The following is a 17890-nucleotide window of genomic DNA, read 5'->3' on the forward strand; positions in this document are numbered from 1 at the left end:
AACCACCTAACTGTAAATTTATTGTAATCATACTCAATATAAATAACATAAATGGTTCTTAATTACAAGAATGTGCCTACTTACCATATTTATTATTACTGTTTATAATACATTATGTACAATAAATTTTGTAGGAGGAGATTGGAATGAAAGCAATAGGATTATACAGATATTTACCAATTGAACACAAGGAAAGTCTGGTTGAGGTTAACCTTGAAAAACCAGTCCCGAGTGAAAATGATTTACTCGTAAAAATTATGGCTGTCTCCATAAACCCTGTTGATGTTAAAGTTCGGTCACCGAAAGAAAAACAGGAAACTGCCCCAAAAATCCTCGGATGGGATGCTTGCGGTGTAGTGGAAGCGGTAGGATCAAACTGTACTTTATTCAAACCAGGTGATGAAGTTTATTATTCTGGAAGTATCACAAAACCAGGTACTTATAGTGAGTACCATTTAGTGGATGAAAAAATTGCAGGAAAGAAACCTCAGTCATTATCTTATGCGGAAGCAGCTGCTTTGCCACTAACTGCAATTACTGCATGGGAAGGTCTATTTGATCGATTACAAATTGACTTAAATAATAAAAAAGAAAATGGAAAAAAATCGATTCTTATTATTGGAGGAGCAGGGGGAGTAGGATCAATTGCTATTCAATTAGCAAAAATAGCAGGTCTTACTGTAATTGCAACAGCTTCTAGAGATGAAAGTAAAAAATGGGTTAAAGAACTAGGAGCAGATTATGTTATTAACCACCATTTATCTTTTCTTCCACAAATGAAGGAATTTGGCATCGACCATGTAGATTATATTTTCTGTCTAAATAACACGGATCAACATTGGGAAAGCATGGGCGAGGCCATAGTACCACAAGGAAAGATTTGCTCCATAGTGGAAAATAGTGATCCCTTAGATCTTAATGTATTAAAAAGCAAAAGTATCACATTTGTGTGGGAATTTATGTTTACGCGTTCTATGTACCATACACCAGATATGGTAAAACAGCATGAACTTTTAACAAAACTCAGCCAGTTAATTGATGAGGGTAAAGTTCGTACAACGTTAAAAGAATGCATCTCTCCGATCAATGCCGAAAACTTACGTAAAGCACACGCTATGGTGGAAAAAGGGAATATGATCGGTAAGGTGGTATTAGAAGGTTTCTAAATTTATTTAACAAAAAAAAAAGAGAGTGTGAAATGATGATAGTTATAATTGCTCGGATGCAAGTAGATCCGCTGTATTTAAACGATTTCAGAGAGAATATAAATTTTTTAATAAAAGCATCTCAAGAAGAAAAAGGCAATATTAGTTATTCTCTATACCAGGATGTTAACCAAGCGAATTTATTTATTATGATTGAAAAATGGATGGGAGAAGAAGCTATAGAAGCACATAAACGAACTTCACATCTTACCCAGTTTATAGATTACACCCACAACGCTCTTTTAGAACCTTTACATGTCGAGAAGTTTTATGCTATAGGGGATTTTTAATAATGAACTATCTAAAAAAATAATTGTTGTTCGGTGGAAAGGAGAAAATAGCAAGTGCTGTTTTCTCCTTTTTTTCTTTTATGTTACGTTAAACGATATTTAATGCGAACGATTAGTCAGAAATGTTAGTACCCTCCATACGCCATTTTATATTACGGCTGATAAGCGAATTATTGGTTCTCTTTTATGCTGCTATATATACCATCTCTAATGAGAAGATGTTTGTGAAGCATTATTTGGCAGTACTTTGATTGTAGCTAAGGATCGCATGGTCTAAGGTATTATTAGGATAGGCAATATATTATTGGGTTAGAGGCTACTTTACTAAAGAAATATATGAAAAAATCTCTATTGGAACATACAGTGGCGGTATAAGATCTTTCTGCATTGATAGCAAAAGTTATTGATGCAGATATTTCTTTATCTAGAATCAGCAATAAACCTATCGAAAGTTATCATAAATTCTGCCCATATTGCTATGATATAATAACATGGAAGTGGGGGGATTGGATGAGTCTAGGAAATTCGAATAATTTATTGCAATTATCACATATACACCATTCATCTTTTTTAAAAAGCCAAGTAGCACATGCTATTGGAATGGAAATGTATATCCGATCCAAGCAAATCAATTCAAAAGAAGATTTAGCATCCTTTTGTAAAAGTTATACAGGTAACTATCTATTATATAATGATGCAATTATTATAAAGGAAATTTTCCTTGGATTAAGAAAGCAAGATTGGAATAGGATCATCTACTTATCAAGTATTTATAATGCAAGAAAAAACGTGTTAGAAATGAAAAAATCAAGCAGACAAGCAGGGAATCGTCTCTTAGAACGAATGCAGTCCATTATCAAATCACCGCTCCTTGAAAAATGGGCGAAGATAATTAAGGAAAAGAAACATTTAAATCATTATTTATTTGTTTATAGTATATATGCATATGAAAACGAATTTGATCTCTTTTTGACAATTCAGTCATATTTATACGTTGCTTTAACCAATCTTGTTGAGCATGCAACTCGTGTGATTCCATTGGCACCTAAAGATGGCGAAATGGTTATTTTTGAATTACTTGAAGAAATAAATGAGACAACGAACACTGCCATCGATCTAGAGTTTAAAGATTCGATCAATGCTGCAGTAGGGTTAGAAATTTCTGCAATGCAACATAAGTACTTATTATCGAAACTTTTTCTATAATATGGGGAGGTGCATGGGTGAATTCAATAAGTAAATTAAAGGGAAGGTTTCAAAAAGTAAACCTAATCGAATACAGTGGAACGGATCCTTTGAAACTGGAAAAGACAGACCAAACTCATCGGGTATTCACAAACTATCATGTAACAGGTCTAAATAAACTAGGGGAAAAGGAACCTGTAGAACTAGAATTTATTGTGATGAAAGGTTCTAATACTGCAATTTCTACTGAAGAACCAATACAGTTAGAACATAAACAGAAACATTCACAGCATATTTCTCTTCATATTGAAGAAGAAGCATTACTTATGTGGAACAATCAGGAAATCATTCTTAACCCCGATTCTAATTTCACACAACAGATTAAAGTATCGTTAGAAGGGGACGGGGAGTTTCTCTGGGCGGAGATTACGCATCTTTCAAAGAAGCAGGATTTCTTTTATTCCTCATTAATGGAAATTTGGGTGGATGAAGAATGCGTAGCATTTGATCCATTAACATTTTCATCAACAAATGACTTAATTCATCATCATGGGATGATTGAGGATTTTGAATACACAGCTTCCATCTGGTATATTGCAGAGAAATTCCCATTTGACGAATGGGATGTACAGCAAAGATTATCTCAAGCAAAACATCATCGTGCAGGTATGACCGATTTAGATGGAAAAGGGCTCCTGATTCGCTGGTTGTCCAAAGATATAAAGTTATTACGGCAGGAAGTCGAAGATGTAATGACATTTTTTGACCAGAAGATTACCGAAGTACGTAAATGGCGAGTATAGAAAAGAGAAGCCGCTGAAACGGAATTTTATGTCAGGCTACCATGTGTTTTTGACAGCTTTTAGTTGTATTATTTAATCATGGTAAGGTTAATAGTGAATAAGTAGTAGGAGATAGAGTTAGAAAAAGGAGGCCAAGTTTGAGAATGAAAGTGACTGCTCTTGGAATTTGGGGTGGCTATCCGAAAGCAAACAGTGCTACATCTTCCTTTTTAGTTGAACATATGGGATTTCGTTTATTGTTTGATTGCGGCAGCGGGGTATTAGCTTCCTTACAAAATTATTTATCCGTTCAAGAATTGGATGCAGTTATCCTATCCCATTATCATCATGACCATATTGCAGATATCGGTCCATTACAGTATGCAAAATTAATCCAGAACCAATTAAATGAAACGGATAAATTACTGCCAATTTACGCACATAACCAGGATAAACAAGCTTTTGATCAATTAACTTTTCAACAACATACCAAAGGAATTGCTTTAACAGAAGATGAAAAATTAAAGATAGGCCCCTTCACCGTACATACATTAAGAACAAATCATCCAGCTTATTGCTTAGCAGTAAGGTTAGAGGCGAGTGGAAAGAGGATTGTGTTTACAGCGGATTCCGGCTGGAAAAATGAATTGGTTTCTTTTGCTCAAGATGCGGATATATTCATTTGTGAAGCCAATTTATACAGAAATCTTGAAGGGCAAATTTCAGGACACATGAGTGGGAGACAAGCTGGGAAACTTGCAGAAAAGGCTGATGTCAAAAGAATGATTCTTACACACCTGCCCCACTTTGGTAACTTAGAAGATCTATTACAGGAAGCAAAGAACCATTTTGGGGGAGAAGCTGAGCTGGCCGAAGCAGGAAATTCGTATGAAGTCGTATAAAAAAGTACATAACGAAAGATAAAGAAAAGCGAGTGGATAATAATCACTCGCTTTTCTTCTTTTACTTATTTAGATTCGTAACCTGAAGCGAAAATTGCTGCGAAAAATGTTATACATACACCAATAACTAATGCAATGCCCATGAATGATCCCCCTTATAAGTAATTGCCGATTACATGCTTTTATTTATTATAACGAATGTCACTCTATTTGTGAAGTTCTGTTCTAAATTTTATCTTTAGCCCAATAGCAAATTCTGAATCATTTTTTATTAATGATTTACATACATATAGAGAAAGCATACGAAAATCTCGTTCGCTATTGGGAGGTTATCTCATGGATATATTAAGAAAAGTTCAGCACTACCGCGAAAAACAAGATGCTTTAAAGTGGGAAGGAACATTTGCGGAGTATTTAGATTTAGTAAAAGAACGTCCATATTTAGCACAATCGGCGCATTCCCGAATTTATCAAATGATTAAGGATGAAGGAATAGAGGATACAGATGGTGTGAGGAAATATAATTTCTTTAGTGGACAATTATTTGGATTGGAAGAGGCTTTGGAGAAGCTTGTCGAAGAGTATTTTCATCCTGCGGCAAGAAGACTAGATGTAAAGAAAAGAATTTTATTGCTTATGGGTCCTGTTAGTGGTGGTAAATCCACGTTAGTAACAATGCTCAAAAGGGGTCTCGAGAAATATACATTAACAGACCGGGGGGCGGTTTTTGCAATAAAAAATTGTCCAATGCATGAAAATCCATTGCATCTCATTCCACAACATTTACGCGCAGACTTTGAGGATGAATACAAGATAAAAATTGAGGGGAACTTGTCACCATTAAACCAGCTTCGATTAGAAGAAGACTATCATGGGAAAATTGAGGATGTTATGGTTGAAAGGATATTCTTCTCAGAAGACAAACGAGTCGGAATAGGGACATTTAGCCCATCTGATCCGAAATCTCAAGATATCGCAGACTTAACTGGTTCGATCGATTTTTCTACAATTGCGACATACGGATCGGAGTCTGATCCTCGTGCTTACCGGTTTGATGGGGAATTAAATAAAGCGAATCGAGGACTAATGGAATTTCAAGAGATGTTGAAATGTGATGAGAAATTTCTGTGGCACTTACTTTCCTTGACACAAGAAGGGAATTTTAAAGCAGGAAGGTTTGCTTTAATATCAGCAGATGAGATGATTGTCGCACATACAAATGAAACAGAATACCGCTCTTTTATTTCCAATAAGAAAAACGAAGCACTCCATTCAAGAATGATTGTTATGCCGATTCCTTACAATCTGAAAGTAGATGAAGAGGAACGCATTTATCGCAAAATGATTGAAGAGAGTGATATGAAAGATGTTCATATTGCGCCACACACCTTAAAAATTGCTGCAATGTTTACAATTTTAACGAGATTAAAAGATTCGAAACAAAGTAATATAAGCTTATTGAAAAAATTATATCTGTATAATGATCAAGATGTAGAAGGATTTAGTGATCAAGATGTTGTTGCACTGAAAAAAGAATTCTCAGATGAGGGAATGTCAGGAATTGATCCTCGTTATGTCATTAATCGCATTTCATCAACTATTATTCGTAAAGAGATGCAAGCGATAAATGCTTTAGATGTATTACGTTCATTGAAAGATGGTTTAGACGATCATCCTTCTATAACGAAAGAGCAAAAAGAAGATTACCTTGATTTTATTTCTGTTGCAAGGAAAGAATATGATGAACTGGCGAAGAAAGAAGTACAAAAAGCTTTCGTTTATTCTTATGAAGAGTCTGCAAAAACACTTATGAACAATTATCTTGATAACGTTGAAGCGTTTTGTAATAAAACTAAATTGGAAGATCCGCTAACTGGTGAAGAAATGCAGCCAGATGAAAAGCTGATGCGTTCGATTGAAGAACAAATTGGTATTTCTGAGAATGCGAAAAAGCCGTTTAGAGAGGAAATATTAATTCGTATTTCCGCATATGCGCGTAAAGGGAAGAAGTTTGATTACCAATCACACGAACGTTTACGTGAAGCGATTCAAAAGAAGTTGTTCGCAGATTTGAAAGATGTTGTGAAGATTACCACATCAACAAAAACACCGGATGAACAGCAATTAAAAAAGATGAATGAGGTTGTTGCGACATTAGTAGATGAATATGGCTATAATACACAATCAGCCAATGACTTATTAAGATATGTTGGAAGTTTATTGAATAGATAAAAGATCTCTATTTTTAGAGGTCTTTTTTATGAATCCTATGTATGATTATATTTGGCTGCCGTAATAGGAATTATGATATGGGAAAATGTTCTTAATAAAGATTAAAAACGTACTTTTTATTGAAAAGAACAAGGCTTTTTAAAGCGTTTTATTTCTAACAAAAATAATTGGAAAAAATATAAAATAATCCTCACTTTTCTGTTGTTTCCCATAGTAAAATAGGTTATATTTATGGATGTAATGATTTATTGTTACAGATATTTGGATGGGAGTTAAGTTAAGCGGAAGAAAGTGACTTCTAATGGGGGTATAAGACGTGATACAGCAGGGATCCAGTGAAATATTCTGGAAAAAATTTTACGGTCCTAATATGGGATACTTAGAAGAACAATATGAGCTTTATTTAGAAGACAGGAATTCTGTTGATTCGACACTTCAAGAGTTGTTTGATCAACATGGAGCTCCAAAATTATCAAGTAATGATGCAAAAGAGGTCGCAAATGGAAGTGGACTGTCGTCTCAAATAAGTGCAAAACATTTAACCTCAGCAATCAAACTTGTTGAGGCTATTAGACGTTATGGTCATTTGAAAGCTACTATTTACCCAGTCGGAGAAGGGAAGTCCAGTGACACAACTCTAGTAGATCCAGAGCATTACGGACTCAACAAAGAGATTTTGGAAGCGATTCCGGCTGATTGGATTTGGGATAGATCAGTAGAAGGAATCACTACTGCACAAGATGTGGTTGATTATTTAATGTCACAATATGCAGGGACAATATCGTTTGAATATGATCATGTGCACAATGACGATGAACGTCACTGGTTCCAAAGCAACATTGAATCCGGGGAATATCGTTTTAACTTCAGTGATGAAGAGAAAAGACAATTACTCGGGAAAATTGTAGATGTAGAAGGCTTTGAAAACTTCCTTGCTAAAACTTTTGTCGCACAAAAGCGATTTTCAATTGAAGGGCTGGAAATGATGGTTCCAATACTTGACCGCATTGTCCAGAAATCTTTCTATGATGAAACAGAAGAGATACTGATGGGTATGGCGCACCGTGGACGACTAAGTGTATTGACAAGTATCTTAGGTAAACCATATGATAAATTGTTTTCTGAATTTCACCCATCAGCAGATAAGGAATTAATACCTACTTCACCAGGTTCACGTGCGATAACATATGGATGGACCGGAGATGTGAAGTATCATTTTGGTGCCAAACGTGAGCTTGGCGAAGAAAAACCATCACCAACTAAAATAACATTGGCACATAACCCTTCACACCTGGAATTTGTTAATCCTGTAGTGGAAGGTTTTACAAGAGCAGCACAGGATTTCCGTTTTCAAAAAGGCAAGCCGGTACAAGATACCAAAAAAGCATTCAGTATTTTAATTCATGGAGATGCCGCCTTTATTGGTGAAGGAGTTGTAGCAGAAACCTTTAACTTAAGTGCTTTACCTGGATACAAAACTGGTGGTTCATTGCATATTATTGCAAATAACCTGGTTGGTTTTACAACAGGGCAAGAACAAGGCCGTTCCACCCGATATGCCAGTGATTTAGCAAAAGGATTTGAAGTGCCAATTATTCACGTAAATGCGGATGATCCGGAAGCTTGTATTTCAGCAGCATTATTAGCATATGACTATCGTAATAAATTCGAAAAAGATATATTGATCGATTTGGTTGGTTACCGTCGTTATGGTCATAATGAAATGGATGAACCAAGGGCGACACAACCTAAATTATATAAAGCAATAGATGAACATAAAACATGTGCCGCTATTTATGCAGAGCGTCTTCAAGAGCAAGGTGTGATTAGTGAGAATACGTTAGAAGAAATGAATGAAGCTGTTTTTAATAAATTACAAGGTATTTACGATCAAATGACTGAAAATGTTAATGAAAACCCGGAAGCATTGCCAGTACCTCAGGCATTGCGTAATGGTTTAGGTGATATAGAAACAGCTGTGTCCAAAGAATTATTATTAGCTTTAAATAAGGGCATGCTACAGCGACCAGAAGGTTTTCAAGCATTCAAAAAACTTGAAAAAATCCTGCAGAAGCGTCACAGTACATTTGAAAAAGAGTTAAAAGCAGATTGGGCAGTAGGTGAAGCGTTAGCATATGCGTCTATTTTACAAGACGGCATACCTATTCGTCTGTCGGGCCAAGACTCAGAGCGTGGAACATTTGCACACCGTCATCTAATGCTGCATGATGTAGAGACAAATAAAACATATTGCCCATTACATGGATTAGATGAGGCAAAAGCAACGTTTGATGTGCATAACAGCCCGTTATCTGAAGCGGCTGTGCTGGGATTTGAGTATGGCTATAGTGTAAAAGCACCAAAGACACTAGTTATATGGGAAGCACAGTTTGGTGATTTTGCCAATGCTGGTCAAGTTATTTTTGATCAATTTATTTCTTCTGGCAGGGCAAAATGGGATGAACGTTCTAATATGGTTATTCTGTTGCCGCATGGTTATGAAGGCCAAGGTCCAGAACACTCTAGTGCAAGAGTGGAACGTTTCTTGACGATGGCCGCAGAAAATAACTGGATTGTTGCAAACGTAACATCAAGTGCGCAATTTTTCCATTTAATGAGACGTCAAGCGGCTTTAGTGGATAGTGAAGCAGCTCGTCCATTAATTGTACTAACACCGAAAAGTTTATTAAGAAGTCCACGAGTTGTGTCAACTATCGATGAGTTTACCTCAGGAAAGTTTAAGCCATTGATGCAGCAGCCGGGATTAGCGTGGTCCTCCAAGAAAGCGAAGCGCTTAGTAATTGGTACTGGAAAAGTTATGGTCGACATTGAAGAGAAAATGAGTGAGAATCTAGAAGCTTATGAAGATATCCATGTTATGCGTTTAGAGCAGATTTATCCTTTCCCTGAAGAGGAAATAATGAAAGTAATAGAAGAATGTCCAAACTTAAAAGAAGTAGTTTGGGTCCAAGAAGAACCACGAAATATGGGTTGCTGGAATTTTGTCAAAGAATTGTTTTTCCATATGATGGAAGATAAATCGATTGAATTGCATTATGTTGGTCGATGCGAGCGCTCATCACCATCCGTAGGTGACCCACATATCCATAAAGCGGAGCAAAGACGCCTAGTAAAAAGAGCATTAGAGCTGTCTGAAGGAGGAGAATCCAATGAAGGAAATTAAGGTCCCAGAATTAGCAGAATCTATTACAGAAGGTACAATTGCGGAATGGTTAGTGAATGAGGGTGACTCGGTCGAAAAAGGTGATCCTATCTGTGAACTGGAAACAGATAAGGTAAATGTAGAAGTAAATGCTGACTATGCTGGTATTGTAGCAGAATTAGTGAGAGTTACAGGCGATGACGTAGAAGTTGGCGAGGTCATTGCTAAAATAGATGAAAATGGCGAAGCAAGCGGTAGTAAGAACGAAGCGCCGGCACCTAAAGAAGAAGAGAAAAAAGAAGAGGCACCTGAGTCTGCTGCTAAACAGGAAAAAGTGGAAGAATCAGAACCTAAAACTGCAGGGAAAGATCAAAAAGTCGTAGCATCACCTGCAGCTAGAAAACGAGCAAGAGAGCTGGGCATTGATCTGAAGCAGGTTGTTCCAAGTGATCCTTTAGGTCGTATCCGTCCAGAAGACGTAGAGAATCTATCAAAAGCTGCGAAAGCAGAGAAAAAAGATTCAAAAGCAGAAACTAATTCAAAATCCAAAGGTTCTAGTAATTCTCAGGAGTTTGATAAACCTGTAGAAAGAGAAAAAATGACTCGCCGACGTCAAACTATTGCGAATCGCTTAGTTGAAGCACAGCATACTGCTGCAATGCTTACAACATTTAATGAAGTGGATATGACGGCAGTAATGAAGCTGCGCAGTGAAAGGAAAGAGAAGTTTGCAGATAAGCATGGCGTGAAGCTTGGTTTTATGTCATTTTTCACAAAAGCTGTTGTCGGTGCATTAAAGGAATTCCCTTATATTAATGCAGAGGTTCAAGAAAATGAAATTATCTTGAAGAAATACTATGATATCGGAATTGCTGTTTCGACTGATGATGGATTAGTTGTACCAGTTGTGCGTGATGCAGACAGACTTGACTTTGCAGGTATAGAGTCAGAGATTACAAGACTTGGTACGAAAGCTCGTAATAAAGAATTACAGCTTGCAGATTTGCAAGGCGGATCATTTACCATTACAAATGGTGGTATTTTTGGTTCATTGCTATCAACTCCGATCATTAATACACCACAAGTCGGTATATTAGGAATGCACACGATCCAGAAACGGCCAATTGTGATGCCGGACGATTCTATTGAAGTTCGACCAATGATGTATATTGCTCTATCATATGATCATAGAATTGTAGATGGTAAAGATGCTGTACAATTCCTTGTAAGAATTAAACAATTACTAGAAGATCCATACGATTTATTGTTAGAAGGCTAATAAACCAGGAACACCCATTGACATTGAAAATGTTGGCGGGTGTTTTCTTTGTCTCTACCTCATAATTCGTACATGTGAGGGAAATTTTTTGAAGATATACAGCGATGAAAACAGCATGCCATTAAAACGAACCAGAGAGTTGGAAATACCGGCAAGGAAAAATATCAACTTGCAATGCAAAGGAGAAATGCCTGTTTCATTCGATCACAAAAATGCCCCGCAAGTGAATCAATCTAATTGTAAAAATTCTGCCCATTTATTTATCTTTTTATCTTTGCTTGCATACAATAAAATAATACAAGCAGAGGAGGGGATAGGATGACTGATTTTAATTTTGTAATTGCTGAGGAAGATTGGTCCCTCCATAGAAAAGGGTACGATGATCAAAAAAGACACCAGGATAAAATAAAGGATGCGATAAAAAAACGTCTGCCCGATATCATTAGTGAAGAAAGCATCATTATGTCGAGAGGGAAAGAAATTGTTAGAATTCCGATTCGTTCATTGGATGAGTACAAGATTCGATACAGCCAGTCTAAAAATAAACATGTTGGCCAAGGAAATGGTGACAGTAAGGTAGGTGATGTCATCGCGAAAGACGGGAAGTCTAAAAAGAGTGAAAGCGGAGACAAAGCAGGCAATAAGCCAGGTGTGGATTATTATGAGGCTGAAGTCGACTTTGAAACCCTTGAAGAAGCATTTTTTTCTGAGTTGACTTTGCCGAATTTAGAAGAGAAAGAGAAAGATAATATTACCATTACAGATGTAGAGTTTAAAGATATTAGAAAAAAAGGTCTGACAGGGAATATTGACAAAAAAAGAACGATGCTTGCCTCTTACCGCAGAAACGCATTGGAAGGAAATCCATCTTTCACTCCAATATACCCGGATGACTTACGATATAAGACCTGGGATAATGTGATCAAACCAGAATCTAAGGCAGTAGTACTTGCAATGATGGATACAAGTGGAAGTATGGGACAATTTGAGAAATATGTTGCAAGAAGTTTTTATTTTTGGACAATGCGATTTTTGAGAAAAAAATATGAGACAGTAGATGTTGAATTTATCGCTCATCATACAGAAGCTAAAGTTGTTGATGAAGAGTCCTTTTTTACAAAAGGCGAAAGTGGTGGAACAATTTGTTCTTCAGCCTACAGAAAAGCATTAGAGTTGATTAAAGAGAAGTATCCAGCAAGTCGGTACAATATATATCCTTTTCATATCTCGGATGGTGACAATTTAACATCAGATAATCGAAGGTCACTAGAAGCTGTTTATGAGTTGCTGGAATATGCAAGTATGTTTGGCTATGGAGAAGTAAATCAATACAATCGATACTCCACCTTAACCCAAGCTTTTAAAGATATTGACCACCCAAAATTCCAGCAATTTGTGCTTCGGAATAAAGAAGATGTTTTCTATGCAATGAAACATTTTTTTCAAGAAAAAAGCTACTCTATAGGGTAGCTTTTTTTTTATATAAGAAAGCAGAAAAAAGTAAAAATTGGCAGATAAATGGTGAAACTTTTCCACTGTTCAAGCGTCTAATATGATATATGGACGAATGGGGGAAAGAAAATGAGGAAAATACTGATGATGATGTCTTTGATGCTTAGTTTAACGGTTATGGGATGCAGCAATCAGGCAGCCATTCCAGATGGATTTCACAGTTATGAAAAAGGTGAAGTAAAAACAGCTATGGAACAATTACATTTCACACCAGAATTGCCTCAATATGTCCCTATTTCTGCGGAAATTGTTGTAACAGATCGGTTTGTAGATATTCACTCAGAGCAAGAGGCGTTCGATATTACGATGTTTACAACAGAAAATGATATATTTTCCATTCAAATTTTTGATACAGACAAAACAGATAGTGCGGCAACCAATCAAGAAGTAGAGTTAGCAGACAGCAATAGTGCTTATTACAGTGATCAGCCCTATTCAAAATCCTTAATATGGGAAAAAGATGGAATTACTTATAAGTTAACATTCAGAAGTGGGGAACACACCTTATCTAAGGTTGATTTAATAAAAGTTGCTGAGTCCTTTCAACCTTCATAATAAATGATTGAAAAATTAATTAAATCATAATAAAATGGGTAAGTTCGTGAAAAAATAGAAATGCGGTTATATCCGTCAAGAAAAGGGAAGGGTATAAATGGAAATATAATAGAGAAGGAGGAAGCTATATGGGAATTATATTAGGGATATTAGCAATTATCCTTGTTCTGGCAATCGCCTATGCTATGAGTAATGACAGGAAAAAGATTAACTTTCTTGGCGTAGGAATCATGTTACTTGCCCAAGTTGTTACAACATGGTTTATGTTTATGACACCTATTGGTGATGCGATTATTAACGGAGTTTCGGCGATTTTTAACAAGTTAATCGAGTTTGGGACAGAAGGTGTCAATTTTGTTGTTGGTGGAATTGAAGGAGAAGGGGTCTTTTTCTTTAATGTTTTGCTTATTATAATATTTTTCTCGACACTATTATCTGTTTTAACATACTTACGCGTTTTACCATTTATAATAAAATATATTGGCTTTATTATTTCTAAAATTACTGGACTGCCAAAAGTGGAATCTTTTAATGCCGTGAATAGTATGTTCTTTGGTCAATCAGAAGCATTAATTGCCATTAAATCACAGTTTCATTATTTAAATAATAATCGTTTATATATCGTAAGTGCATCGGCAATGGGATCTGTATCTGCATCAATTATTGGTGCATATATGCAAATGTTACCGGCAGATTATGTGTTGGTTGCCATTCCATTAAATATGTTCAGTTCACTCATTGTTGCGTCGATAATTGCTCCTGTTGACATTAAATCAACAGATGACGAAATTGAAGTAAAGGAAGTTTCGGAAGCTAACAGTCTTTTTGAGGCAATGGGAAATGGTGCTTTAGATGGCGGGAGAATTGCTTTAATTGTTGGAGCAATGTTAATTGCATTTATCGCAGCACTTAACTTAGTAAATTTTATTATTCAGTTCATTTTTGCTGGAATAACGTTAGAACAAATTTTAGGATATGTCCTGTATCCAATTGGATTTCTTATGGGTATTACACCAGGCGAGCTTATTGAAGCAGGTGGTATTATGGGTACGAAAATTATTACAAATGAATTTGTTGCGATGACTCAATTACAACCATTAGTAGGAACATTATCAGAGAAAACAGTCGGCATTGTCTCTGTATTCTTAACTAGTTTTGCAAACTTCTCTTCCATTGGTATTATTGCAGGAACGGTTCAAGGCATTGATGCTAAAAAAGGGGCAACTGTTTCAAAGTTCGGTTTGAAATTATTGATTGGTGCAACACTTGGTTCTATCCTTTCCGCAACAATGGCAGGTCTCTTCCTGTAAAATAAAAGCACAAGAACTCGTATGAGCTTGTGCTTTTTATCTTTTATCGAATTGTATATAATGTAATAGATGGTTATAAGGAGGAGAACGAATGATTCAATCAATTGCTGTTTACTGTGGCTCAAGTATAGGTAATTCTGACGTATATAAAGCGGGTACGGTTGAATTAGGGAAGGAAATGGCAAAACGAGATATTACATTGATTTACGGTGGTTCAAGTGTTGGTTTGATGGGAGTGATTGCAGATACTGTGTTAGCAGAGGGGGGCAAAGTAATTGGTGTCATTCCAACTGTATTAAGTGATAAGGAAATTGCCCATCAGAAATTAACACAACTGTACACTGTTCATACAATGCATGAGCGAAAAGCAAAAATGGCTAGTTTAGCAGATGCCTTTATCGCAATGCCAGGCGGTGCCGGCACACTTGAAGAATTGTTTGAAATTATCACATGGGCACAAATCGGCATCCACTCTAAACCTATTGGGTTACTGAATGTAAATAATTATTATGCACCACTTTCAAAATTGCTTGATCATATGGTTACAGAAGGATTTTTAAAAGAGCAATTTCGGCCACTGTCTATTTTGGAAGAACAATCGTCGATCCTTTTAGATCGATTGGAACAACAGCTTGAAGTGTAAAGCAAATGACCAGTGCAATAGGTTAACTAACAGTTGAAAAAGAGGTGTTAGAAGTTGGAAAGCTACTCACTATATATAGATGGAAAATGGCGTAAGACAGAGGATACATTAGACGTATTAAATAAATACTCACAGACTGTTTTTGCTAGCGTATCCAAAGCAAGTGAACAAGATGTTGATGATGCTATTTCAAGTGCATCCAGAGCATTCAGACAAAACAAACTCTCACCATACGAACGATACACCATCTTACATAAAACCTCACAACTGCTATTGGACAATCAAGAGGACTTAGCGATGATTATTGTACAAGAGGCAGGTAAACCGCTAAAACAAGCAAGAACAGAAATTGAACGTTCTGCACAAACATTCGAACTAGCAGCTGAAGAAGCAAAACGCATTTATGGTGAAGGTGTCCCGGTCGAGGCCGCACCAGGTTCTGAAAATCGTATGGCATTTACGATCAAAGTACCAGTAGGTGTTGTCGGGGCAATTAGTCCATTCAACTTTCCGTTAAATTTAGTATCACATAAAGTGGCGCCAGCACTTGCGGCAGGAAATGCTGTCGTATTAAAACCTGCAAGTAATACACCAATTTCCGCGATAAAATTAGCGGAAATCATAGAAGAAGCAGGTTTGCCGAAAGGATTATTGCAAGTAGTTGTCGGGTCCGGCTCAACAGTTGGCAAGCAAATGATGAAAGACGACCGAATTCAACTTTACACATTTACAGGAAGTGCCCATACTGGGTTAAAGTTAAAACAAGATACAGGGCTAAAACGATTGATTCTGGAACTTGGAAACAACTCCCCGGTTATTGTTGATAAGGAAGCAGACCTCGACCATGCAGCTCAAACACTAGCCGCTCAAAGCTTTGCCTATGCAGGGCAAGTATGTATTTCAGTGCAGAGAATTTATGTTCATGAATCGATTCAAACACAATTTCTAGAGAAATTAATCAGTAGTATAAAGAAGTTGAATGTTGGTGATCCTGCCGATCCAGCAACAGATGTTGGTCCGATGATCTCTGAGAGTGAAGCAGAACGTGCTGAACAATGGATCGGAGAAGCCGTTGCTGATGGTGCCAAAATCGCTTATGGCGGGAAAAGGAAAGGAGCATTACTCAAACCTACTTTGTTAACAAATGTAAAAAAGGACATGAGGGTCGTTTGTGAAGAAATCTTTGCCCCTGTGGTAAGTGTCCTTACGTTTTCTCATTTGGATGATTGCATAGATGAGGTTAATTCAACAAATTATGGCTTGCAATCCGGAATTTTCACCCAAAATATTGATACAGCTTTCTATGCAGCTAAACGAGTTGAAGTCGGTGGATTTATGATCAACGATGGGTCCCAATATCGTGTAGACTTAATGCCATATGGTGGTTTGAAGGATAGTGGAAATGGGAAAGAGGGACCAAAATATTCGGTGGATGAGATGACTGAAGAGCGTTTAATCGTCATGAACTTAAGATAAACAGAGCAAAGATACTGCTCGGAAGAATGTTTCTTAACATGTCTTTCGAGTTTTTATTATGGATGGGAAAGACTGCCTGAAATGAGACAAAAAGTTCAAGGCATGCATACTTACTTGCGTGATTAGAATAGGTATAAGTATAATCAATGTAACTATAGTTGTTTACATAAGGTTCTTCCATTGTCTGGTTAGAGGTGTGGACGATTAAAATGAAGCGTAAAAAAAAGTGGGGTAGAAAATTAATGAAAAATAAACAAATAATATTTACTGGTGGTGGAACGGCAGGACATGTTATGGTAAATCTCGCTATCATACCTGAATTTATAAAAGATGGTTGGACTGTCGATTATATTGGATCAAAAAACGGAATTGAAAAAGATTTAATAACAGCCATTGAAGGGGTAACTTATCATCCTATCTCAACAGGGAAGTTACGTCGCTATTTTTCTAAGGAGAATTTTAAAGACCCATTTAAAGTATTAAAAGGGACATTGCAAGCATATCGCATCATTGGAAAAAAGAAGCCAGCAGTTATTTTTTCTAAAGGTGGTTTTGTTTCCGTACCTGTATTAGTTGCAGCAAGAATGCGTGGGGTGCCAGCTGTTATCCATGAATCTGATTACACACCAGGGCTAGCGAACAAATTAGCCATCCCGTTTGCGAAGAAAGTGCTTGCCACATTCCCTGAAACAATGAAATACTTGCCCGAACAAAAGTCTGAATATATTGGCGCTGTTGTCAGGGAAGAATTATTTACCGGAAACAGAAAAAAAGGCTATGAATTAACTGGATTAAATGCAGAAAAAAATGTGCTGTTAATTATGGGCGGAAGTGCAGGTTCGAAAAAGATGAATCAAGCTATCCGGGAAGGGCTGGATGATGTACTAAAAGACTTCCAGGTTATTCATATTTGCGGTAAGGATAATTATGATGACAACTATGACCGTCCCGGGTATGTGCAATATGAGTATGTGAAGGATGAATTGAAAGATTTGCTTGCTATAACGGATCTGGTTTGCTCTAGGGCCGGCTCGAATGCTATTTTTGAATTTCTTGCATTACATAAACCAATGTTACTGATTCCTTTATCATTAACAGCAAGTCGCGGTGACCAAATTGTCAATGCAAAATCATTTGAAAAACAAGGCTATGCCCATGTGCTGGAAGAAGAACAATTGACAACAGAAACACTTCATCAAGCATTATTACAATTGAAAAAGGATAAAATCGACATAAAGGAAAAAATGAATCAATATCGGTCAAGTGAAGCTAAAGAGCAGGTCATTCAGTCAATTATTGATCAAGTGAGATAAAGCTTCTTATATAGACATAGAAATCGGGTCTGGAAAATAGGTT

Annotated in this window: 15 protein-coding genes; all 15 read left to right on the top strand. The window is 36.7% G+C overall.

What is annotated here, in order from left to right:
- The first annotated feature begins 146 nt into the window (after positions 1 to 146).
- The 15 genes from ACFOY7_RS08355 (at position 147) to ACFOY7_RS08425 (ending at position 17847) form a co-directional block, all read left to right on the top strand.
- Entirely contained in the window at positions 147 to 1166 is a 1020-nt protein-coding gene (locus ACFOY7_RS08355) for a zinc-binding alcohol dehydrogenase family protein (RefSeq protein WP_390251292.1), read from the top strand.
- A 32-nt stretch (positions 1167 to 1198) separates the two neighbouring features.
- A complete protein-coding gene (locus ACFOY7_RS08360; RefSeq protein ID WP_390251294.1) occupies positions 1199 to 1495 on the top strand; it encodes a putative quinol monooxygenase in 297 nt (98 codons plus the stop codon).
- Between the two features lie 510 nt (positions 1496 to 2005).
- Complete coding sequence (locus ACFOY7_RS08365; RefSeq protein ID WP_390251296.1) at positions 2006 to 2701, top strand: urease accessory protein UreF; 696 nt, start codon at positions 2006 to 2008, stop codon at positions 2699 to 2701.
- Between the two features lie 17 nt (positions 2702 to 2718).
- Positions 2719 to 3483, top strand: coding sequence for an urease accessory protein UreD (locus tag ACFOY7_RS08370; protein WP_390251298.1), 765 nt, complete (start codon positions 2719 to 2721; stop codon positions 3481 to 3483).
- Positions 3484 to 3626: 143 nt separating this feature from the next.
- Positions 3627 to 4364 carry an MBL fold metallo-hydrolase gene (locus tag ACFOY7_RS08375; RefSeq protein WP_390252064.1) on the top strand — a complete coding sequence of 246 codons (738 nt, stop codon included), beginning with the start codon at positions 3627 to 3629 and terminating at the stop codon, positions 4362 to 4364.
- Positions 4365 to 4700: 336 nt separating this feature from the next.
- The gene (locus ACFOY7_RS08380) at positions 4701 to 6596 is read left to right on the top strand and encodes a PrkA family serine protein kinase (protein WP_390251300.1); all 1896 of its coding nucleotides are present in this window, start codon (positions 4701 to 4703) and stop codon (positions 6594 to 6596) included.
- 316 nt (positions 6597 to 6912) lie between these two features.
- Entirely contained in the window at positions 6913 to 9780 is a 2868-nt protein-coding gene (locus tag ACFOY7_RS08385) for a 2-oxoglutarate dehydrogenase E1 component (protein ID WP_390251302.1), read from the top strand.
- Entirely contained in the window at positions 9767 to 11038 is a 1272-nt protein-coding gene (gene odhB / locus ACFOY7_RS08390) for a 2-oxoglutarate dehydrogenase complex dihydrolipoyllysine-residue succinyltransferase (protein WP_390251304.1), read from the top strand. The genes ACFOY7_RS08385 and odhB overlap by 14 nt, the downstream gene beginning before the upstream one ends.
- A gap of 88 nt (positions 11039 to 11126) precedes the next feature.
- On the top strand, positions 11127 to 11360 hold the full coding sequence (locus ACFOY7_RS08395; RefSeq protein WP_390251306.1) for a hypothetical protein: 234 nt from the start codon (positions 11127 to 11129) through the stop codon (positions 11358 to 11360).
- On the top strand, positions 11357 to 12508 hold the full coding sequence (yhbH, locus tag ACFOY7_RS08400; protein WP_390251308.1) for a sporulation protein YhbH: 1152 nt from the start codon (positions 11357 to 11359) through the stop codon (positions 12506 to 12508). Before ACFOY7_RS08395 ends, yhbH begins: the two co-directional genes overlap by 4 nt.
- Positions 12509 to 12619: 111 nt before the next feature.
- Positions 12620 to 13105 (top strand): DUF4367 domain-containing protein, encoded by a 486-nt coding sequence (locus ACFOY7_RS08405; protein ID WP_390251309.1) that lies wholly within the window; start codon positions 12620 to 12622, stop codon positions 13103 to 13105.
- Positions 13106 to 13233: 128 nt separating this feature from the next.
- Positions 13234 to 14415 (top strand): NupC/NupG family nucleoside CNT transporter, encoded by a 1182-nt coding sequence (locus ACFOY7_RS08410; RefSeq protein ID WP_390251312.1) that lies wholly within the window; start codon positions 13234 to 13236, stop codon positions 14413 to 14415.
- Positions 14416 to 14509: 94 nt separating this feature from the next.
- A complete protein-coding gene (locus ACFOY7_RS08415; protein WP_390252065.1) occupies positions 14510 to 15058 on the top strand; it encodes an LOG family protein in 549 nt (182 codons plus the stop codon).
- A gap of 54 nt (positions 15059 to 15112) precedes the next feature.
- The gene (locus ACFOY7_RS08420) at positions 15113 to 16534 is read left to right on the top strand and encodes an aldehyde dehydrogenase family protein (RefSeq protein ID WP_390251314.1); all 1422 of its coding nucleotides are present in this window, start codon (positions 15113 to 15115) and stop codon (positions 16532 to 16534) included.
- 242 nt (positions 16535 to 16776) lie between these two features.
- Positions 16777 to 17847, top strand: coding sequence for an undecaprenyldiphospho-muramoylpentapeptide beta-N-acetylglucosaminyltransferase (locus tag ACFOY7_RS08425; RefSeq protein WP_390252066.1), 1071 nt, complete (start codon positions 16777 to 16779; stop codon positions 17845 to 17847).
- Positions 17848 to 17890 lie beyond the last annotated feature (43 nt).

This window comes from Gracilibacillus xinjiangensis (assembly GCF_042651765.1).
In the GTDB taxonomy this organism is placed as follows: domain Bacteria; phylum Bacillota; class Bacilli; order Bacillales; family Amphibacillaceae; genus Gracilibacillus; species Gracilibacillus xinjiangensis.